This window comes from Rickettsia endosymbiont of Cardiosporidium cionae (genome assembly GCF_015476335.1).
GTDB lineage: Bacteria > Pseudomonadota > Alphaproteobacteria > Rickettsiales > Rickettsiaceae > JADHZC01.
In genome coordinates this window covers 34,404-57,018 of the sequence record NZ_JADAQY010000003.1, presented here as the reverse complement: position 1 = coordinate 57,018, position 22,615 = coordinate 34,404, and the positions used below count along the sequence as shown (strand labels likewise).

Sequence of the window (22,615 nt, the reverse complement as noted above, 5' to 3'; positions counted from 1 at the left end):
ATTAATTGTTACTTATGTATAGGATTCAAAATTTAGTTTTAACTGTTACTCAATTTTTTCTCTTAGTATTTTTATTTCCTATAATCACGTATGCCGTGAGTTTTACTGATATAGAGAGAATTAAAAAAAATGTGGTATCAATAGAAATAATACGTTTCGTATCAGTAGATGGCAAAAATACTGTTGCTAGTGCTACGGGTTTTGTAGTAGACATCCAAGATGGGTTAGTTGTAACTAATGAACATGTCGCTTCTGATGGAACAATTGCTGAGTATTATGTCAGATTCTTTACTGGTCGTAAGGTCAAAGCCACACATTTATATAGTGATTTAGGAGTTGATTTTGGAGTGTTAAGGGTTGAACCTTCAGAGATTCCTAAAGATTTATATGACATAGAATTTGATAGTAATGTACCTGAGTTACAGGATGAGGTTTGGACAGTTGGTAATACTGAAGCAAAAGGTTTTTCTTATCATGAGGGTAGAATTAGCAATTTGTATACATTATCTGGTATCCCTTCCCAAGCATCATATTTGGTAAATATTAATACAATGTCAGGGGCAAGTGGCTCTCCTCTATTTAGTAAAGACAATAAATTGCTGGGTATTATATATGCTGGTAGAGGAAATGGTTCTGGGGTAGCAATAGTACTAAAATCTTTTTATGTTAAGGATATTATAGAAAAACTTAAAATAGGAAAATCACCAGTAAGAAATGCTATTAATGCTATTCTTGAAATTAGTTCTTTAGATGATGCTGTGCGTTATAACAATTTTCCTGTATCTGTTATGAATGAGTATTTGAATATGTGTCCTCAATATCTTAATCAAGTTATTGTTGCTTGGTCTGCTAATAATGATGAGGATATTAGTTCAGATCGAATTTTAGCAGGCGATATTTTATGGTCTGTCAATGATACAATAATAGGAGCTGACCTTACTATACTGGAGGCTGCTATGTCTCAGTCGTTAGATGGATTTTTGGATATCACTATTTATCGAAATGGTGAAAAATTACTGAAAAAGATACAACTGGATGATCTAAATTCTACAAAAATTACTAAACTTATTAGACTTAGTGGTATCACTTTTTCATTAGGAAAAGGATACACTCAAGGCAAAGATGTTATATTATTTGAGTCTAATTATTCTTTATCACATCGTATTGGTATAGCTCCCAGAAGTGTTGTATTTTATTGCCCAGATTATGGTTGGTTATTGCATTTGAAATCTATTGGCTCTAAAGAAATATCATCAATAGATGATGCAATATTTGCCCTTATGCAGATAAAAAATAAATCTGCATCTTTTATTAATGTAGTACCTTATAATATTAGTACACAATATAGGGCACAGTTAATTTCAAATGATGAAATTACTTTAGATCTAGAAATACAAAAATTAAATCATGAATTTAGTTTATTTACTTATGACAGTAATATCTTTGATTGGGTCAAAACAGTTATAGAGTAGTAGTATGATGCCTGATAAGTGGTAGTTTTTAGTATAGAATTAAGTGTTATTTTGGATGAGTGTCAATTTCGTTAAAACTTCTAAAGGGCTTAATTTGGCTACCTATCATATGCCAGACCGAAAATCTGTAGGAATATGTTTAGCTGTGAATGTAGGTAGTAGTTATGAGAGAAAAGAAGAGTCAGGTATTACACATCTTATAGAGCATCTTTTATTTAAGGGCACTCACAATCGGAATGCACAGCAGATAGCTGAAAATATAGATAATATTGGTGGAGTTTTTAATGCTTATACTACTAAAGAACAGACAGTATTTTATAGCAAAGTTCTTAAAGAATATACTTTTAGGGCCTTAAATATTATTGCTGATATTATACAATATTCAGTATTTACTAAAGATTCTATAGTTAAAGAATTATCAGTAATCTCACAAGAAATCTTGGCTACGTATGATAATCCTGATGACTTGGTGTATGATAATTTTTATGGTATTGCTTATCCTAACCAGCCTATGGGTATGCCTATATTGGGTAAAAAAGATGGGTTATTAAAAATCGATAGACAGATGATTCAAAACTATTTTAGCCAATATTATGTCGCGAGTAATATGTATTTATCAGTTGTCGGGGATATTGATCATGATTCTATATTTGATTACGTAGAATGTGAATTTGCTCAAGTAAATTCTACCTTATCTCCTAATAAGATATTTCGTAATATTTATAGAGGAGGGTATATATATGCTAAAAAAGATCTTGAACAAACTAGTATAATATTAGGTTTTCATAGTTCTTCGTATAAATATGTGAAGGATTTATATATTTTACAAATTTTGTCTTTGATTTTAGGAGGGGGTATTTCTTCTAGATTATTTAGGAAAATCCGTGAAGAATTAGGGCTGGCTTATTCTATTTTTAGTTTTAATACTGCCTATTCGGATTCTGGTATATTTAGTATACATGCTTCTTGTGATCATTATCAGATTCAAAATTTAATTGATAATACAGCAGTTATAGTTAAGAATCTTCATAATATTTCAGAACAAGAATTATTAATTGCTAAAAATCAGATTAGATCTAGTATCTCATTTGATGAGGAAAATACTTTGGCAAAGTCAGAAGATATTACGAAGGATCTGTCACTATTAGGGAAATATTATTCATATTCAGAAATAATGAATTTTATAACATCTATTACAATTTTAGATGTTATAAATGCAGCTAATAACTTATTTTCTTCTGATATTGTATGTTCAATTATAGGTGATAAAAATACTGATATAGATATTAGTAATGTTTCATTTAAATAGATTACTGAAAATAATCAATTCTATTGATTATGATATATAGAAGCTCATGTTAATATTGCTAAGTTCTTTGTTTGCAGTGATGGTAATCATCATATTGTACCAGTCTTATAGATTGATTAATCTTAAATCAGAACTAAGAATTTTTAATCAGCAATTTTTAAAATTACAAAGTCATTATTCAGTACTACAAACTGAGAATATAAATTTTATAAAAAGGATAGAGCAGCTATCTTCTCAAGTAACATCACAAGAAAAGTTAATTGCAGATAGTAGTAAAATCCAAGAACAATTTTTTTCTTTTGCTAAGTCCGCGTTATTTGATTTAGGTAGTGATCTTTCTAGGAATCTTATTGAAGTACATAAAAAAGAAACAATGGAATCCAGGCTATTATCTGAACATAATATAGATAAAACTTCTAGAAAATTTACTAATGAATTAAATAGAATTATCGAAATAGTAAGTAATCTTAATCGTGATATAGAGTCTTCAAAAAATACTGTTGATATAATTAAAACTTCACTTTTATCTCCTTCTACATGTGGAAAATTAGCTGAAATTACCTTAGAAAATATATTGAAATCTTCTGGGTTAAGAACAGGTACAGATTTTATTATACAGTATAATATAGTAGGAGAGAATCAGTGTAAACTAAGGCCAGATGCTGTAGTATTTTTACCTTGTAATAACCTAATGGTATTAGATGCAAAAGCCTCAAAATTTCTATTAGATGATATAGATAGCACAAATTTATCTAAAACTATGAATACACATTTGAAGTCTTTACAAAAGAAAGATTATGCTGAAAATATTATTAAAAATTTAGAGGATAATTTATCAGCTAAAGTCAAAAATATTATTACCATTATGTTTCTACCAACTGAACATGCAGTAGATAAAATTATGGCTGCTGACCCTAGTTTTATTAACAAGTCTTGGCAATGTAATATTTTTCCTGTAGGGCCTACAGGATTAATGAATATGTTATCTTTGGCTAAATTTCAAATTTCAGAGCATTTAATGAGTATTAATAATGAAAAAATTATTACAGAAATTAAAAAAATTCTCTCTTCTATCAAGATAATGTCAGAGCACTCAAATCGTTTGGGTATTAATATACAAAATCTTTGCTCTAATTATGATAAATTTGCTGCTTCTTTTAACCATAATTTTTTGTCCAAAGCTAATAATATTAAAAAACTAGGTATAGATAGCAATGATAATAAAAAATATCAAGTTGTTACTAGATATGATCTAACAGTAAATAAAACACAAAATTTAAATGTAGAGGATCATACATTAGATAAAAAAATAATTCTTGATAAAAATGATTAAACTATTATTACATAGATTATTTAATTATCTTTATCCTATCCAGTGCTTGTCGTGCAATCAGATTATCCATACAGAGCTTTGTTTTTGTGGTGATTGTTGGTCAAAAATTAATTTTGTTAGTCAGCCCTATTGTGCGTTATGTGGGATAGTATTTGAATTTAGCACTAATAATGGTATGATCTGTTCTAAATGTATCATGAATAAGCCGTATTACGATATATCTAGAGCGTTATTTAGCCTTGATAGTTATAGTCAGAGATTGGTATATGATTTTAAATATCATGATAAAACAGATTATGCCAAAATATTTGCAAAATTGCTAGTGAATAGATATTATCAATATCTTCAGGGGATAGATTTTATTTCTGCAGTTCCTATGCATAGGCTCAAAAGATGGTATAGATACTATAATCCACCGCAATTGTTAGCCATAGAAATATCTAAACTGCTTAATATACCTGTTTTATTTGATGTGTTAATTAAAATTAAACTGACTAAACCACAGAGCTTTTTATCTCGTAAAGCAAGAGAAAAAAATTTGCATGGTAGTATTTCTTTTAATTCAAAGTATAATCTTGCTGGTCATTCATTATTATTAGTGGATGATGTATATACCACTGGTAGTACTGTAAATACATGTAGCAAAATTTTAAAAAATCAAGGTAAGTTAACAAAAATAGTGGTTTTTACTCTATCTCATGTGTTGCTAAATAAACTATATAGATAACAATTAGTAGTTGTTGTATATAGTGCATTAATTAATGTTTATATTCAATCTTATTCATTATATTTTAGTTCATTATACCAAAACCATTTATTGTGGCCTTTGTGAAGTATTTTAATCAATGGTTTTTTATTAGTAGAATTGTTAATCTCATAGTTATTGCAAATGGTTTTTACTAGAGTTTATTTAAGAATTATGTTAAAACCCATGTGATAAACAAAAAATATGAATCATTTAATGTTTGATATAGTAGATACACACTGCCACCTTGATATGCTGATGCAATATTTTGATTTAGCTAGTGTTATTGAGAGGGCGGAGTGTGCTGGAGTGAAGTATATACACACTATTGCTACAAAGTTAGACAATATACAAGATATAATTAAGATTTCTAGAGATTATAATAACGTATATGCTTCTGTTGGGGTACACCCTAATGAACTTGGTATTGAGGCAGTGTTAACAGATGAGTTATTAAAGATAGCTAATGGTGAATCTAAGATAATAAGTATAGGTGAAACTGGGCTTGATTATTGTAGTGTTAATGCTAATAAAAAGTTACAATATGATTCTTTTGTTCAGCATATAATAGCTTCACAAAGTAGTGCATTACCTTTAGTAATACATACTAGATCTGCAGATAAAGATACTGTAGAAATTTTAACTGAACATATGAAAAAAAAAGTTTTTTCTGGGGTAGTGCATTGTTTTACTGGATCTAAAAATTTTGCAAAATCCATACTGGATTTGGGTTTATATATTTCAATTTCAGGTATTATTACTTTTAAAAATGCTACAGATTTACGAGAAATACTACAATATATTCCTACTAGCAGGTTATTTTGTGAAACAGATGCTCCATATCTAAGCCCTGAACCTATGAGAGATAAAATTAATGAACCTGCGCATTGTAGGTATGTTTTAGAATGTATCTCTCAGATTTTAGACATCAGTTTACATGATTTAGCAGAGCAAACTACAGAAAATTTTTTTCATTTGTTTACTAGGGCTAAAAAGATATAAATATACTATTGATATATCATTTTGTATTGGCTATGAGACTTATAATGAATTGTCTGTTTTGTTAATTTAATAGTAATTTAAAATTATTAAATCATATTTTGAATAATAATGAGTAATAATATACAACGTATAGTTGATTATGTTTGGCCTATCAAACGTACTGAAATTCACAAATTTTTACTAATTACGTTATTGATGTTTTGTATATTATTTATACAAAATCTTATTAGAGCTATGAAAGATAGCGTAGTAACTACTTTGATTGGAGCTGAAACTTCTGTTTTTTTAAAATCTGGGGCTGTATTACCTATAGCTTTTTTAGTAACCATTGTTTATATAAAAATGATTCATTCTATTAAGTCTGAATATATCTTTTATATAATTATGTTCTTATTTTTAGCATTTTTTGCATTATTTGCTTTTATATTATTTCCTAACCATTACAGTTTAGTATTGGATACAAGTTATCAGGATAGCTTGATTATAAAATTCCCAAATTTGAAATGGTTTATTCTATTGATATCAAATTGGCATCTTTCATTATTCTATGTAATATCTGAATTATGGTCTAATGTGGTATTTGCTCTATTATTTTGGCAATTCGTGAATCAGATTACTGATGTTGAGGAATCAAAAAGATTTTATCCGTTATTCGGATTATTTGGGCAAACAGGGCTTTATATTTCAGGAGAGTTTTTACAAAATCTAGCTAAAATTAATGATTTTTTTTCTAATAAATTTCACTTAAAATCAGATTATAATGTGACTTCAATACAGATAGTCATATCAGTTGTATTAATTATTGGTATAATTACAGTACTTGTTTACTATATTATTGTTAATACAATATTAACTAAAAATTCAATTAATATTAATTTTGTCACTAATAATACTAGTGATTATAAGTTGTATGATAGTATAGTATTGGTACTAAAGTCAAAATATATTATGCTTATTACTTTAATGTTGATTTGCTATGGTGTGTCAATTAATTTAGTGGAGGGGCCATGGAAAGCACAAGCGAGTCAGGTATATACTACACCTACAGAATTTGCAATTTTTATAGGTAAGTATATAAGTTATACTGGTATATTAACTATAATGTTTGTTTTAGTATGTTCTAATCTAGTAAGAAGGTTCGGTTGGGGAGTGGCTGCAATGTTAACTCCGATTGTTGTGATGGTCACTGGTGTATCTTTTTTTTTAGTAAGTAATTTCGATAAAGTAGCATCACTTATGATTATATCTGTTACTATCAGTAATCCTGTGATTTTATCTATATTGATAGGAACAGTACAAAATATATTAAGTAAATCTATTAAATATAGCTTGTTCGATTCTACCAAAGAAATGGCTTATGTACCGCTTGATAATGAGTTAAAGATTAAGGGTAAGGTTGTCGCTGATATTATTGGAGTAAAATTTGGTAAGTCTTTAGGTGCTTTATTTCAGACTTTTATTTTTATAGTTATCCCAAGTGCTAATTATCAGTCTATATCTTTGTTCTTAATGATAATATTTACACTTGTGTGTATAATATGGATTTATTCTGTTTATTTATTAAATAAAGAATATAAAATAGCTGTAATGAAACTACAAAAACAATAGTTTAGGTTAGTAAATATTTTGGTTATAATTAGTTTTTCCACTAAATTTAGATCTGACTATTAAATAATTTTTATAGCAACTCATTCAGAATGTTATCCATATAGCGTGATTTTATGAGGATTCTACTTACTAGATCTAAGCAAGAAAATTTGTTGTTAATGAAAGTTCTTAGTAAAAGATCTTTTAATTGTTTTGCCTTAGATTTAATAACATTTGTAGATTTAGAGTTCTATGATGATGTACTAAGCTTATATAGTGATATTATCATCACTAGTAAGTATGCAGCGATAAAATTGAAACCAGTTGATGATTATCCTTATACCACAGCAGACTCGGTTTGGGTGGTTGGCAGCATGTCTGCCAGTATTCTACAACGTAAAGGTTATAAGGTGAAATATATTGCTTCAAATATAGATGATTTAGTTAATAAATTACCAAGTAGTTCGTATCAAGACATGATATATTTATCAGGAGAGCAATATACAAGAAATCTACCTGAGTCAATAAGGCATCTAATATTTTATAAGGTAGAATATCTGAATATATTATTAGATTATCAACTTCAATGTTTACAGCAGAAATTTGATTATGTAATGTTGTATTCTAAAAATACTGCATTATTTTTTGTTAAGCTGTTGTATAAATATGGTCTTTTTGAGTGTTTTATTGATACAACATTTATTGTTATGAGTACTAATGTTAAATTATTTTTGTGCCAGTATTTTGATAAAATATTGCTGTGTACAAATTCAGATTCAATGGTAGAATGTTTAGAGAAATATAGTAAATTACATAAACCAATAATATAAACTTAATTTATTTATATAGTGGATAGTCAAGAACAAAATATTTCAGAATCTAAAGATTCTAGTTTAGGGTATGAAAAAAGAAAAAGTTTTTTATCTGTGTATAAAAAAAGATTTTTTGTTTTTATATTTATTGTGTTGCTACTTATATCTATAGTAATCGCTAGCAGTTATTATGATATTAAACAATTTGAAAAGAAAAATTTAAATGATGAGTATTCTAGAGATATACAGAATAATCAAAATGAAAAATTGCTTGCCACTAACACTAATACTGAAGAATTTACTCCAGCAGATTTTGCTTATGATACATCAATAGAAGAGCCTCTACCTGAACCTAGTAATAAACGAGTTAATACCCATACTGATTTTTCTGATAATCTAAATTGTAGATATTTAATATATTTCAATTCTCTTACTATTAAATTTATCAATAATCAAAATTATGATGATGAATTGAGTGTTCTTCTTAATTCACAATTTATAAATAAATCTTTGTCAAATATTCTGGGATTATTTCAGAAATATAGTGTAGTTTCAAAAAAATTAGATAAAAATTTAATATTTCCTATTAGATATCAATTGTTATCCAAATTTATTAAAATAGAGAAATTAACACCTATACATTATCAGATACAAGATTTGAGAAAGAAGATTTTATATGATTTAACTCAATTAGAATTTAATAATTTTTAGCTTTATAGTGGTTATAATGATTAAGTCTTTACTGTTTACTATTTTTTTTATAGTAACGTGTTTTATTGTTATTTTTTTCAATATATTTGATACTCAAATAACATTTATATTATATGATTATGAAGTAGAGGTTAGTTTATTGACTGTAATCATTTTATTTACTGTTATTCAATTAATAATCTTAATTGGATTTAGAGGAATATTATATATTATAGCTTTGCCTGATTTAGTACGCTCTACTATTACAAAAACTAAGTTAGAAAAATTGTATAATAGGTTTTTAGAGGTAATATCTGAGTTGATTATTTGTAAAGATTCTAAATATGTATTAGAAAGTAGAAAATTTTTAATATCTATATCGAAAGATAAAGATATTAATTTATATCACTTAATTCAATCAAAAACTAATAGTAAATTTATGATGAATAGTTTAATGCACTTATTAAAATGCAAAAATTATGAGGTATATAGTAATCAAGAGTTAGCAAGGATCTTTTATGATAATAATAATATATTGCAAGCAGAAATTTATGCAACTAGGGCTTTTGATTTAAATGAGTATGATATTGATAATATGAAATTATTAATACATATTTATGGTAAATTAAAAATATGGAATAAGTTTGTTTTTATTGTATCAAAATTAACTAGGACTTTTACTGCACTTGAATCTCAGATTATAGCTGAAATAGCTGGGTATTTTTTTTATGCAGCTCAATCTGAATATAGAAAAAAAAATTATGATAAATCTAAGTATTTTCTACAATATGCTATTAATGTAAAACCTGACCACACAAATTCAATAATCTTTATTACTGAATTATATAGTGCTGATATGGATATAAAATCTATAAAAAAAGTCATTAAATTTGTATTTTCATATAAACCTGATTTATACTATGTTTTGCTGTATCAAAAATACGTTGAGGACACAAATGAAAATATTTATAACTATTTTTTATCTATTGTGGATTATAAGGAGTATTCTGTAGAATTTTTATTCATTGCTTCATATTTAGGATTATTAGATGAAATAACAAAAATTAGATCACTTATTGATTATCACAAATTGTTAATTTGTGATAAATAGCTTCCTTTCTATTTTTCTTCTATGGATTAATCCAAGGTTTTGTTTACCTTTCACATATATCCATTTCAGAAATTCTAGGCTTGCTTCATAGTATAGTTCATAGTTTAATTTTTGTCTTAATGTAGATCTTTGTAATGCTGCGTTGCCTAAATTAAATGTAAAGGATACTAATGCCTCAAATTGATTATTTGTTAAATTTACTTCGATATATCTAATGACAGCATTTTCTGCTTTAGATATATCCTTTATTAGGATTTTCTGTGCTAAATTTTTATTTATATTTTGATATTTTTCATTTTCGAGTATTTTATGTCCGTATCCTATAGTGAAGTGGCCCCCTGCACATACATATGGAGTGCTAGAAAACCCTTCAAAGTTTTTGATCATGTTGATAGCATTTTTACTAATAGATCTGTGTGTATATCTTTTTTCTGTGAACTGTTTTGACATATAATGTATTTTTATGAAAAGTTAACTTAAAGAGTTAAAATTTATTTTTCCATATACTTCTAAATGTCCTTTGACCATAATAGAAGCTGATAATACTAGCAAAAATTGCTTGATCATCTACACTCCAGATTATATTCATTATTTCAAAAACAGGGTTATGTGATATAGCTTTGTATTGTATGCATTTTGTTACGATATATATTATAAAAAAACAATATGCTAGGATTGGTCTTACTGAACTATTTAATGCGTCTACCCATTTTATTTTTGGTATAAAATTTGAATATAGCGAATTTTGTTCCATTATATCTCTAGAAATATTAATTTCTTCAATAGAATGCATATTCCTTACTTTACTAAATTCCATCTGATATGATAGAATTTGTAATTCGTGTTTTTTATCATTTATATCCTTAAAATATTTTAGGACTTCAGGCATTATAGAACTTATAAAGCCTGTAATAGAAGCTAATAATGTAATCATTGGTATCAATTATTTTGGTAGTGTTGAATGTTATATGCAAGAACTTGATTATCGGTGGGCAGTGAGATGAAGGATACTAGTTTGATACTATCCAAAACATCAGGGATATCATGCATTTGTCTTATTGGCCATAAAATATTGTCAGACCAACTTATTTTATATAAATATGTAGTATTTTGTTTAATAATTAATGTTATTGGTTGTTTGGGTAATACAGAAAAAACGATATCACAGTGACCTTCTAGGTATAAATATAGTATATTATGTTCTGTATCTATATTATATTCTTTTGATATTTTATGAAAATATATATTATCATTGACGTAGGAATTTGGTATTTTGTGCCATTGATCGTTAGAAAATATAAAAAAACTATTATTTTCTATCACAAAAACTATCATTGATTCTTTAGGAGATAACAATTTTATATTTTGTTGCTCATGTATTTTATAGATAATTTTGTTATTATATCCGCTTTGGTCATTTTTAATAAGGATATATTTTTTATCTACTGGTAATTCTTTTGGTATTTCGCTTATAAAGCCTTGTATTGCAATATTTAAAAAATTGTCAATTGTACTTATTGCTTCATTGAATATAACATCTTTGTTGGCTCTATTTGGGATCATTAAATTTATATTATAGTTATTACTCTGCATTTCCTATGTGTTTTTATTATTATATTATTTTTTGATATTGTAGTTTGAATACAAAAACATTAGGACAGTTATGTTAAACTGTTATATTATTTTTTGTATTTAGTTAATGATTTTTCTAGCTATTATATTCCAATTATACTGATCACTAATATCGATTTCTGATAAATCAATGCTTATTTCATTATTTTGGGTAGTAAATTGATATGATTGATGTGTATCAGATAATTCTATTACATATTCAATATTAGTTGTATTATCTATGTAGTTATTCTCCCAATCATCTATTAATGCTCTTCTAGCTATCCATTCAATATTTAATGTTGTAGAGAGAATATAAGACTTTGTAATATAAGGTGCAATAATTTTTTGAGCATTATTATGAAAAGAAAAATTTGTAATAATTTGTTTACCTGCTTTGAACATGACATTTTGTTGTATCATTTTTTCTGATACAGGAAGTATGTTATAACCGAAAGATAAAATTATGAATTGTTCATATGGTTTGTGGGTATTTATGTATTGTTCTGTAGCGAATTCGCCTCTTACCAATTCTGTTATTCTATATATGTTGTTAGATATTTTGGATATTTTTTTGAATCGTATAAATTCTAAGCCTAACATAGCTATATGCCATTCATCTTTTAGTTTTGAGATATCTAACTGTTCAATTTTTACTGTGATTTCTGTTTGTTCATCAATCAAGAATCTATTACAAAAATTTTCTTTTTGTTGTATTTTGGCTAATTGTCCTATACATCCTGCACTAGATAACTGAGTGATGTTATGCCAAGATTCTTCGCTTTCATATGGGAATTTGAAATACATATATTGATCTTCATCTGATTGTAAATATACTGCGATATATGGTTCCTTTAGATCTGTGAGATTAAATGGTAAATCTAGTACTATAAATTTTGTATCAATTTTTATAATGTATGTATCTTTGACTCTATTATAATCATTAGTTTCTCTATTGGATATTAGATTATAATTCATTTTATCTACTATAGAAGTGATAGATAAAAATAGGCCTGAAATTCTTATATTAATCACCCTAACTTGGTAAGTTTTATTTAAATAATCAAATTTTATAATATCGCTTGGTTTAAGGTAAGCATAGCTAATTGGTAGTATAAAAGATAAAATATGTGTTTCTCCTAGAGCATTTTGTAGTATCATATTGCTTAAATTAATTGCTGATGATTCTGACATTGCTATTGGTATAGTTAATGTCATTACATTCCTGTATGAGATATTTCTTTCGCTATTAGTATGTAAGTATTTATATTGGTAGTTATCGGTATTATTTTGATAATATAGGTCAATCTTATTAATGATTGAAGATGTAGGTATTTCACTTATACTAATTAGGCTGGTATCTGATATTTTTATCATATCTTTTGTATTGATATATTGGGCTTTTGCTTTAGATCTTGTGATATATACTATGTAGTCTGAGTCATTTGATACAATGTCAAAGAAATATCCTATTCTTAGATTATTAATCGCTTCTATATAAGTTATTTTTCTATCAAAAGTTATACCTTCTATTTTTTGGTCAATATGTTCTAATTTTAAGCTTTTTTCTGCAATTCCAGCACGCTGAGAAATATCTGCAATTATTGCTGCAACAGTGGTGTGTCCTAATTTATTATTTACCCAATGTCCTTTTTCCCATAGGTATCCATCTGCCCAGATATTTAGATGTGGCCATGCAGGGTAAGGTCTCGCATCCCAACACCATAAAAACATTTTTTCTACATAATATTTTGAGCTCCAGTATGTAATAAATGATTTGATTGCACGTCTTTGTATAGAAAAATCTGTATTACCATTTGAATAATCTGGTACCCCTCCTTCAGCACAAGTAGGATCAAAAAAGACATTTGGTCTATTTGAAGATTTATCTATTGAGGGAAATCCAAATTCTGTAAACCATATTTTTTTAGATTTCGGTTGCCATGATGTTTTATTACCATCTGGATTTACGTGATGGTGGTTCCACCAATATTCTATATTTTTCCAAGCATATTCTGGTGATAATCTGTGCTTATTACCAGAATCATCTACGTAGTAGTCATATCCTTCACCAGTTTCCCAACCTATATCTATTAAATTTTGTTCAATTTCTGATTCTTTAGAATTTGTTACTGGAAAATATGCGTCTATTCCAATGAAATCTATATTTGGTGAACTCCATAATTGGTCTAGATGGTACCACCCTTGTGTTGTATGATGATACTCAGACCAATCCGCAGCATAAGTTATTAATACCTTATGCCCCACTATTTTTTTTACTATTTCTGTTAATTTTACTAATTCTTGTACTGCAGGGAATGAATTATCATTATCTCGTATTTTAGTAATTCCTACCATTTCAGATCCTATAACAAATACATCTACGTAATCTTTTACTAAGTTGGCATAATGTAGAATGAACTCATTATATCCTTGAGGATTATGAAAGAATTTTTTTATATCATTTGCATTACCAGAGATTTTTCCTCTCCAGGGTTTTTGTTCTGTATCCAGTAATATTAATGGATAGAACATAACAGATAAACCTCTATCTTTTAGTGTTTTTATGTATCTTATAACACTTTTATCATTTACAGTACCACCGTATCTAGGTCTATTAATTTTATCTCTGCCTATTTGGAAGGCATTTTTTCTATTATATTTTGATACATACCATTCCTCTGTATATTCTGTACCATCTTGTTCTATGTACTCGACTGCAGGTCTTATAGTACAATTTTTAATGTCTAAATCATCTGCAAACCAACATACAACTACGGATATCCATTCAAGATTCTTACATGTAGATTGTAGTTGATTTAAACTATGTACACTATCTGAGATATTATATATATTATTTGCGTTGATTTGCTGTTGTTGATATATGAAGTTGTATTCATTTTTTAGAAATTTAGATTGAATTTTGGTATCATATACATATTCACCAGAGCCTGGTATCATTACCATAGAGGTGATCATGTCTTCTAATAAATTGTAATTTGTGTTTTGAATTTTAGCTTGTCTTGTAACTTCGAATGTAAAATATGGTATAGAATTATTAAAATCTGATAATGGCAGATCTTTAAATACTATGTATGCCAAGTCACGAAATGCTGGTGCTACCCCTCGATTATTAGCTGCTATTGTGGGATCTGGTAACTGAGTTTCAGATCCATGATATATACGAAAATTATAAGTTGAAATATCTATATCTTTATTATTGTAGAAAATCCTGTTGATTTCTAGTATCTCACCTTCACATATAGCAATTGCAAATGAAATATAATATTCAAAATCATCTTTAGAATTTTTACTATTTCCATGTGTTGCTATATTAAATAAATTTTGTACTTGATATGATTTATGCTGATATTTAATGTCTGTAGACCAAATTATTTTGCCATGACATATGGTTTTACCAAATATTAGTGGAATTGGGCTTCCATAGTTTGCTACATATATTTTAAAAAATGATTTTGGATCCTTTAATGTAATGGGTTTTATATTATCATATGGTTTGTGTGATGTAGTAAATAGTTGATTAAATATCTTAGATGAATAAGAGAATATAGTAGATACTATGCCCATACCGCAAGATGATGCTATTTTGCTGCCAATAGATGAAATGAAATTTCCTAATATTGGAAGATTTGTTCCTTTATTTTTACCGAATTTTGTGGTAATGAAATTGGTTATTTTAAGTAATGAAAAAAAATTAAAATTAAACATATAAAAGTTTTAGTTTTAGGTATATTGAGTTTTTAATTTGAATTATAATAATAGCAGTAGTATCGGTTATACTAAGTAAAGATTTTAGAAATTATTTGTTATTCTTAGTTTTTATATTATTAGTTCGAAGAAAAAATTATTAATTTTTAATTTAGTAAAATATTATTATAAGTGACAATAATTACAAGATTTGCACCTTCACCTACTGGGGATTTGCACATAGGAGCTGCTAGAACAGCTTTGTTTAATTATCTATTTGCCAAGCATCACAGTGGGAAGTTTCTGTTGCGTATTGAAGATACAGATAATAACAGATCAAATGTAGAGTATTATCAGTCTATTATCAATTCACTGAATTGGCTTAATATACAGCATGATGATGAGGTACTTTATCAGTCATCCAGAAGTAAAAGATATTTGTCAGTTGCTAATGATCTTCTTAAATACGGATATGCTTATTATTGTTTTTGTAGTCAAAAAGATATAGCTCGGTATAAAGAAGGGAATAAAAATTATTGTAAAAACTTTGTATTTCGTAGTCCTTGGAGAAATGTCGATAGTGATAGTTGTCCTAAAGATGTAACTCCGGTTATTAGACTTAAAGTACCAGATTACGGTAAAATTATTGTTAATGATATGGTACAGGGTGAGGTGATATTTGATAATATTAATATCGAAGATGTCGTGCTGATCCGAGCTGATGGTACTGCTACTTATACTTTAGCTTCTGTAGTTGATGATCATGATACAGGCATAACGCATATCATTAGAGGAGATGATCACTTAACAAATACAGCCAAACAGCAAATTATCTATAACTTCATGGGTTGGGAGTTACCAAAATGGGCTCATATCGCTTTAATACATGATATCAATAATAGGAAATTATCAAAGAGAAGAGGAGCAGTAGGTATTGAATATTATAGGAATCAAGGATATTTACCTGAGGCTATTTGTAATTATTTATTACGTCTTGGTTGGTCACATGGGGATGACGAAATTATCTCTAAAACAGAGGCAATAAAATGGTTTAATATAGAGTCAATGGGTAAATCACCTTCTATAATTGACTTTGATAAAATGAGATATCTTAATTCTGTATATTTAAAATTGATGGATAATGAAGAGATGATGAGTTACATACTCAACCATTTTAGACCACAAATTTGTGAAGAGTCAAAAAAATTTATAATGTTAGCCCTAGATGAAATTAAACAAAGATCCGCTACATTATTAGATGTCTATAATTTAGCTAAAATATACATAATAGGGTTACCACTGGTAATGGATGATGAGGCCAAAAATTATCTTAATAAGATGGATAAAGCCGTTGTATTATCTCTTGTTGATGCTTTACGTTCTTTAGTTGATTATAGTCAAGGAGAGATAAAAGGTCTGATTAAGAATATTGCTATTGAATATAATATGAAATCGAGAGATATATTTACTATTTTAAGGGTATTGATAACAGGAAGAATTTACTCTTCCAGTATTGTTAATATTATGTATATCATAGGTAGAGATCATTCAATCAGAAGGTTAGAAAAGGCTTACTATGATTTTAAATAGTGATATAGAAAGTTTTTTGCTGAAATATTATTCATTAGATAGCTTACCTAATGTAAGTTTGATAGAAACTGATAATGTAGGGAAATTGCTAGAAGATATAAAAAAATTTTTAGTAAATCATCTATTGCAGCATTGTTTAAGACTAACTTTACACCCTGATATTTTAGTGATTAATGAATCAGATCCGCAATTAAATATAACTATAGATCAGGTAAGATGTATTAAGGAATTTTTATATACCACTTCTGTTGATACAGGACATAAAATTGTTATAGTTTCTGGAGTAGATTATATGAATTTGAACTCTGCTAATGCGTTATTGAAAACACTAGAAGATATCAAAGCCAATAATTATGTATTTTTATTAACTTCTAAAATGAATACTATATTACCTACTCTGAGATCAAGATGTTTTGAGTTGAGTTATTATTACTCTAGGTATGTAAAGAAATTTGATAGTAAATACGGATATCTATTTTTAAATAATAATGATTATATGAAAAGAATAAAGTTTATAGAAAAGTTTGAAAATAATTCTAGTAAGCCTTTGTGGGAAGATTTTGCTAATAATGTATTGATACTGATTTGTCAATTTTGTAAGCAATCTATAAGTAAAAATATTCTATTATCCGATATTGAACTCACAATATTTGATCAGTTTAAGATACTGCAATTTAAGCATTTCTATAAAAAATATTCTATTATTTCAGAATTGGTTTCTGATACTTTAAATCTGGATTTAGAGCTAAAGGCTAGTAGTATTTTATTATTTCATTATTTTACTAATATGTCGTATACAAATTGAATAGTAATTAATTATAAATATATGTATGACCGTCTTTTGCTAAAGAATATATCCCAAAGTTATGAAAAGGATTGGGTATTGGATAATGTGTCTTTAGATTTATCTCAGAATGAGATTGTAGGTTTATTCGGACCTAATGGTTCTGGTAAAACCACTTGCTTTAACGTTATAGCAGGTTTAGATAGGCCTAAACATGGTAAAGTATTTTTTAATGATATAGATATCACATATCTACCTATTTACTATAGAGCCAGGCTTGGGATAAGTTATTTACCTCAGGAATCTTCTATTTTTCGTGGATTATCTGTAAGAGATAATATCCGATCTATACTGGAGCTGTCGTATTCTGATAAGAAAAAAGTTAACGAATATACTGATAGGTTGCTTGATGAATTTTCTATTGCTCATTTGCAACATAATATTGCAAAATCTCTTTCTGGTGGCGAACGCAGAAGACTTGAAATTGCTAGGGCTTTAGCTAATAATCCAAAATTTATAATGTTAGATGAGCCATTTGCAGCTATTGATCCTATATCAATTGGTGATGTTAAACAGCTTGTTACTAAATTACGTATACGTAATATAGGGGTATTAATTACTGATCATAATATAAGAGAGGTTTTAGATATAGTAGATAGGGCATATATAATTTATAATGGTAATATTCTAATGAGTGGTACTTCTGCAGAGATAAAAAATGATACTAAAGTTAAAGAGTTATATCTCGGTGATATATTTTTATAATTTTTTTGAAGTATAATACAGTTACACTATGTAGTGTGCATCGTTTCTATGAGGTTAATATATGAGTAGTAGTAATGATAGTAAACAATTAGCATTTGTTATATTAGGTTTGGTCTCTAGTATGTTGTTACTAAGTTTTGCAGCGGTTCCGATATATAATATTTTTTGTAAAGCTACTGGGTTTGGAGGTACTACACAGAGAGCTGAGGTGTTTCATGTGGCAAAGGGTAAGAAAAAGCTCAAAATAGAGTTTGATGCTAATATAGACAAGAAGTTACCTTGGGTATTTAAACCTAAACACCGTAGTGTATCAGTTATTACAGGTGAAAATGTTATGATATTTTATGAATCTGAAAATATTAGTGATAATGATATTATAGGTACTGCCGTTTACAATGTTACCCCAGACAAAGCAGGGCAATATTTTGTAAAAATACATTGTTTTTGTTTTGAAGAACAATTATTGAAATCGCATCAAAAAATGCTAATGCCCGTATCTTTCTATATAGATCCTGCTTTAGAAGAAGATGAAGATTTGTTAGATACTGATACTATAACATTATCCTATAGTTTTTTTAAGGTTAGGGATGTTATAAATAACTAGTGAAAGTGTATTAATCTCAGCTTCTTATAGCAATTAATTAATATGTAGATTATTTTTTTTGTAATTAGTTAATGATTTATTTGTTCATTTTTTTAATTTTGTATATATGAAAACTCATCCATTTCATTTAGTTAAAATCAGCCCTTGGCCCATTTTAACATCATTTGCTTTAATGTTTACAATGATAGGGTTTGTACTTTTTATCAGAGAATATTATATAGGTTATTATTTATTGCCTATTGCATTAATTATATTAGTTTTTTTATTATATAGCTGGTGGAGGGATATAATTAATGAGGGTCTTTCAGGTCATTGTCATAGTACAGCTGTACAGATGGGGTTAAAAATTGGTATGGTATTGTTCATATTATCAGAGATAATGCTATTTTTTACTATATTTTTTGCTTATTTTTTTTCTAGTATTAATCCAGTAGGGGAATTAGAAGGAGTGTGGTTAGTAGGGCATGGTCACTGGCCTCCTAGTAATATTATATTATTTGATCCATGGTCCATACCATTTATTAATAGTTTAATATTACTTTTATCTGGTACTAGTGTTACTTGGGCTCACCATGCCATCATATTAAAGAATAAATCTGAATCTATCCGAGCATTGGGTATAACTGTATTGTTGGGCATATTTTTTACTTCATTTCAAATATATGAATATGTCCACGCCAAATTTGGTATGAGTGATGGAATATACGCTTCAAATTTCTATTTTGCTACAGGTTTTCATGGTATACATGTTGTAATAGGTATTGTATTTTTGTCTGTATGCTATTTTAGAGCAAAAAGAGGAGATTTTATTCAAGGAGACCATTTAGGTTTTGAATTTGCTGCATGGTACTGGCACTTTGTTGATGTAGTATGGTTGTTTCTATTCATATTTATTTATGTGATTCCATCATGATGTGATACAAGTTTTGTATTTAAGTATTATCTTCTTCTTCTTCTTCTTCTTCTAACTCTGATTGATCTATAGCGTATACACATAGGTCTTCAAGTAATACATCATTTTTTGTAGACATTTCCTGCAGTTCTGAAATTGCATCCATTACATTAGCGGGTATGGTGCCTCCTCGTTGCTTTGAAAGCCAATCTGCTTGAAAATGCAATGGATGATGATTAGCTTCTGGTCTGCCTATATATACACTGAAGGGCAATGTTTGCCCATTAAAATCGCAACTAATTGTAAATTTTTTCATTATATTATTTTAACTCATATATATTTCTATTATAGTTGAATTTTCATTTTGATCAATCTTAACCAATATATAAATTGATTAGAATTGTTTAATTTCTGTATTTTAGTTACAGTATCTTCTTAAAGATTTATTTTTTTGATAAAATTAGTTTTATGAGTATATCAATATTATGACACGTGATGATAGTTTTTTTAAAATGACAAGGAAATATCTATTTTGTAATATTAGCATCAATGATGTAGTTACCTTTGATGAAGAGCAGTCTCATCATATAATTCATGTATTGAGATTAAAGCAAGATTCTTTATTAAGGGTTTTTAATGAAAAAGATGGAGAGTTTTTATCTAAAATTATTTTAGTTAAGGGATCTATATGTAAAATCATAATATTATCATTTATACGTTGTAAGCCTGAAACAAAAAAAAGATTAAATCTAGCTATTGGCTTAATTAAAACTGATAAAATGAAAGAGGTAGTAAAAAATGCTACAGCACTAGGTGTTGTGAACATAATATTTTTACTTACTGAAAGATCTCAGTATTCTTCAGTAAATTTGAGTAAGATGTCTAAGATTGCTACCGGTGCTGCAGAACAATCAGAAGGTTTTATAGTACCATCAATTACTAACGCTTCACTAGAGGAATTTCTAATAAATTATTCAAATTATCACATTATATTCCTTAATGAATCTGAAGATTCCAATAGATTAGCTAACATTACAATGTTAGATCATGATGTAGCATTATTGGTAGGTCCTGAAGGTGGATTTTCTTCGGATGAGAGATCTAGAATATTGGCAAGAGACAATATAATATCTGTAAGTTTAGGGTTAAATATACTCAGAACTGAACTTGCAGTTACGGTAGCAATTTCGTATTTAAGACTTTCTAACATTTTATTTAAGTATGATTGTTAATCAATATTATTTGACCAATCAGGGTCAGATGCATCTACTGGTGTATGTATTATGCGTTCGTAATGCCCAGTGAAATCTATTGCATATATTTTATTTAGATTTTTGATAGATTTATTTTGCATCTTTTGTTTATCTAAATTTGTAATTTTATTACCCTTGGTAAATAATATTGTGCGGCCATTAGCAGACCAACATGGATTTTCAACAATATAACCGCTAGTAATCAGTCTTTCACTAAGGTTAGTTTTATAATGTTCAGGATTAATTACTCCGATAGTAAATCCATAAGTTTTACTAATTTTTGTAAAAACTATTTTATTCATTTTTGACCAATTTGGTTCTAAATAAGAGCCAGGCCCTGATGTTATTTGTATTATTCTCGAGTGAATTCTATCTATTATAAACAATTGTCTTGTTCCATTTCTATTAGAATTAAAGATTATAGAATTTCCATCTGGAGAGTAACAGGGGGAGGTATTGATATTTTTATCAAATGTAAGTTGTAATATTTTCTTAGTATTAAGGTTAATTTCATATATGTTGGTAGCACCATTCTTTGCTATTGATAACAATGCTTTAGTACCATCAGGGGAGAATCTTGGTGCGAAGGACATACCTGTAAATTTTCCTATCAAAGTGGTATCAAGCGTTTCTATATCCATCAGATATATTTTTGGAATTTTATTTTTATACGATAAATATAAAATTTTTTTACCATCAGGAGAAAATCTGGGTGTTAGCACTGTACTACTACCATCAGTTAAGTATTTATGGTTTGCACCATCTTGATCCATAATCGCTATCCTTTTAATACGATTGGTGTAATTGCCTGTTTCTGCTATATAAACTATTTTACTATTAAAGTATCCTTCGTATCCAGTTGCAATTTTATATATGCTATTTGATATTTTATGTGCAGTATTTCTTAGTATTTCTTGTGAAAATTCTATATCATTTTTCACAATAGCTTTTGCCAAAATTATATCCCATAACATATACGTGATTTTGATTTTATTTTCTGATGATTGTACTACAGATGCATTAAATAGTAATTTTACGTCTAGGAGTGCCCATGTATGAAAGGATGGGGTAGCACTTATTTCTAAATTTTCTTCAATAAATGCCTTTTTATCTATTATTTTAAAAGCGTTTGAATTAGTTAGATTTGCAATTAGAATATCCTTTAATTGTTCTCCTACTTTAGGATTAGTATTTTTATCTATTTTAATATCGTGGATTGCTATTTTTACTGGAGAAAAATGACTTTTAGTAATATTAATAGTATTTATTGTATAAGCATATTTTATATTAATTGTGCTTAAGATTATGAATGATAAGATTTTTATATATTGATTTATTTTCATAATA

General features: G+C 27.6%; 21 protein-coding genes and 1 pseudogene. 16 read left to right on the top strand and 6 right to left on the bottom strand.

Annotated elements, in window-relative coordinates:
- Positions 1–14: 14 nt before the first annotated feature.
- The 10 genes and pseudogenes from IHI24_RS02605 to IHI24_RS02565 all read left to right on the top strand — a co-directional run bounded on the left by IHI24_RS02605 (position 15) and on the right by IHI24_RS02565 (position 10,061).
- A complete protein-coding gene (locus tag IHI24_RS02605) occupies positions 15–1,472 on the top strand; it encodes a S1C family serine protease (RefSeq protein ID WP_194966512.1) in 1,458 nt (485 codons plus the stop codon).
- A gap of 55 nt (positions 1,473–1,527) precedes the next feature.
- A complete protein-coding gene (locus IHI24_RS02600; RefSeq protein ID WP_194966511.1) occupies positions 1,528–2,781 on the top strand; it encodes a M16 family metallopeptidase in 1,254 nt (417 codons plus the stop codon).
- Positions 2,782–2,827: 46 nt separating this feature from the next.
- On the top strand, positions 2,828–4,114 hold the full coding sequence (locus IHI24_RS02595) for a DNA recombination protein RmuC (RefSeq protein WP_194966510.1): 1,287 nt from the start codon (positions 2,828–2,830) through the stop codon (positions 4,112–4,114).
- Positions 4,107–4,295 (top strand): annotated as a pseudogene (locus tag IHI24_RS04805) (double zinc ribbon domain-containing protein); the annotation flags it as partial. The gene IHI24_RS02595 and the pseudogene IHI24_RS04805, both read left to right, overlap by 8 nt.
- A gap of 15 nt (positions 4,296–4,310) precedes the next feature.
- Positions 4,311–4,841, top strand: coding sequence for a ComF family protein (locus tag IHI24_RS02590; protein ID WP_194966509.1), 531 nt, complete (start codon positions 4,311–4,313; stop codon positions 4,839–4,841).
- Between the two features lie 222 nt (positions 4,842–5,063).
- On the top strand, positions 5,064–5,861 hold the full coding sequence (locus IHI24_RS02585) for a TatD family hydrolase (protein WP_228777146.1): 798 nt from the start codon (positions 5,064–5,066) through the stop codon (positions 5,859–5,861).
- 108 nt (positions 5,862–5,969) lie between these two features.
- Positions 5,970–7,469 (top strand): Npt1/Npt2 family nucleotide transporter, encoded by a 1,500-nt coding sequence (locus IHI24_RS02580; RefSeq protein WP_194966508.1) that lies wholly within the window; start codon positions 5,970–5,972, stop codon positions 7,467–7,469.
- A 113-nt stretch (positions 7,470–7,582) separates the two neighbouring features.
- On the top strand, positions 7,583–8,278 hold the full coding sequence (locus IHI24_RS02575) for a uroporphyrinogen-III synthase (RefSeq protein ID WP_194966507.1): 696 nt from the start codon (positions 7,583–7,585) through the stop codon (positions 8,276–8,278).
- An 18-nt stretch (positions 8,279–8,296) separates the two neighbouring features.
- Entirely contained in the window at positions 8,297–8,971 is a 675-nt protein-coding gene (locus tag IHI24_RS02570) for a hypothetical protein (protein ID WP_194966506.1), read from the top strand.
- 16 nt (positions 8,972–8,987) lie between these two features.
- Entirely contained in the window at positions 8,988–10,061 is a 1,074-nt protein-coding gene (locus IHI24_RS02565) for a tetratricopeptide repeat protein (protein ID WP_194966505.1), read from the top strand.
- On the opposite strand, the gene IHI24_RS02560 is transcribed toward IHI24_RS02565, so the two are convergent.
- From IHI24_RS02560 to IHI24_RS02545, 4 genes are all read right to left on the bottom strand, one after another.
- Entirely contained in the window at positions 10,044–10,511 is a 468-nt protein-coding gene (locus IHI24_RS02560) for a lysozyme (RefSeq protein WP_194966504.1), read from the bottom strand. The genes IHI24_RS02565 and IHI24_RS02560 overlap by 18 nt on opposite strands.
- Positions 10,512–10,545: 34 nt before the next feature.
- A complete protein-coding gene (locus IHI24_RS02555) occupies positions 10,546–10,995 on the bottom strand; it encodes a hypothetical protein (RefSeq protein WP_194966503.1) in 450 nt (149 codons plus the stop codon).
- 5 nt (positions 10,996–11,000) lie between these two features.
- Positions 11,001–11,654, bottom strand: a complete 654-nt coding sequence (locus tag IHI24_RS02550; RefSeq protein WP_194966502.1) for a hypothetical protein — start codon at positions 11,652–11,654, stop codon at positions 11,001–11,003.
- Between the two features lie 99 nt (positions 11,655–11,753).
- Entirely contained in the window at positions 11,754–15,401 is a 3,648-nt protein-coding gene (locus tag IHI24_RS02545) for a glycoside hydrolase/phage tail family protein (RefSeq protein ID WP_194966501.1), read from the bottom strand.
- A 171-nt stretch (positions 15,402–15,572) separates the two neighbouring features.
- Between IHI24_RS02545 and gltX the strand changes: the two genes are divergently transcribed.
- The 5 genes from gltX (at position 15,573) to IHI24_RS02520 (ending at position 20,036) form a co-directional block, all read left to right on the top strand.
- On the top strand, positions 15,573–16,970 hold the full coding sequence (gene gltX / locus IHI24_RS02540) for a glutamate--tRNA ligase (protein ID WP_194966500.1): 1,398 nt from the start codon (positions 15,573–15,575) through the stop codon (positions 16,968–16,970).
- Positions 16,957–17,775: a hypothetical protein gene (locus IHI24_RS02535; RefSeq protein WP_194966499.1), complete on the top strand. Its 819-nt coding sequence runs from the start codon at positions 16,957–16,959 to the stop codon at positions 17,773–17,775. Before gltX ends, IHI24_RS02535 begins: the two co-directional genes overlap by 14 nt.
- A 21-nt stretch (positions 17,776–17,796) precedes the next feature.
- Positions 17,797–18,519 carry an LPS export ABC transporter ATP-binding protein gene (gene lptB, locus IHI24_RS02530; RefSeq protein ID WP_194966498.1) on the top strand — a complete coding sequence of 241 codons (723 nt, stop codon included), beginning with the start codon at positions 17,797–17,799 and terminating at the stop codon, positions 18,517–18,519.
- Positions 18,520–18,580: 61 nt separating this feature from the next.
- The gene (locus IHI24_RS02525; RefSeq protein ID WP_194966497.1) at positions 18,581–19,123 is read left to right on the top strand and encodes a cytochrome c oxidase assembly protein; all 543 of its coding nucleotides are present in this window, start codon (positions 18,581–18,583) and stop codon (positions 19,121–19,123) included.
- A gap of 106 nt (positions 19,124–19,229) precedes the next feature.
- Entirely contained in the window at positions 19,230–20,036 is an 807-nt protein-coding gene (locus IHI24_RS02520; RefSeq protein ID WP_194966496.1) for a cytochrome c oxidase subunit 3, read from the top strand.
- A 19-nt stretch (positions 20,037–20,055) separates the two neighbouring features.
- Here IHI24_RS02520 and IHI24_RS02515 read toward each other — a convergent pair whose 3' ends face one another.
- Positions 20,056–20,331 (bottom strand): DUF2610 domain-containing protein, encoded by a 276-nt coding sequence (locus IHI24_RS02515; RefSeq protein ID WP_194966495.1) that lies wholly within the window; start codon positions 20,329–20,331, stop codon positions 20,056–20,058.
- A gap of 169 nt (positions 20,332–20,500) precedes the next feature.
- On the opposite strand from IHI24_RS02515, the gene IHI24_RS02510 reads away from it, so the two are divergent.
- Positions 20,501–21,247, top strand: a complete 747-nt coding sequence (locus IHI24_RS02510) for an RsmE family RNA methyltransferase (RefSeq protein ID WP_194966494.1) — start codon at positions 20,501–20,503, stop codon at positions 21,245–21,247.
- Here the strand turns inward: IHI24_RS02510 and tolB are convergent.
- Complete coding sequence (tolB, locus tag IHI24_RS02505; protein WP_194966493.1) at positions 21,244–22,611, bottom strand: TolB family protein; 1,368 nt, start codon at positions 22,609–22,611, stop codon at positions 21,244–21,246. The genes IHI24_RS02510 and tolB overlap by 4 nt on opposite strands.
- Between the last annotated feature and the right edge of the window lie 4 nt (positions 22,612–22,615).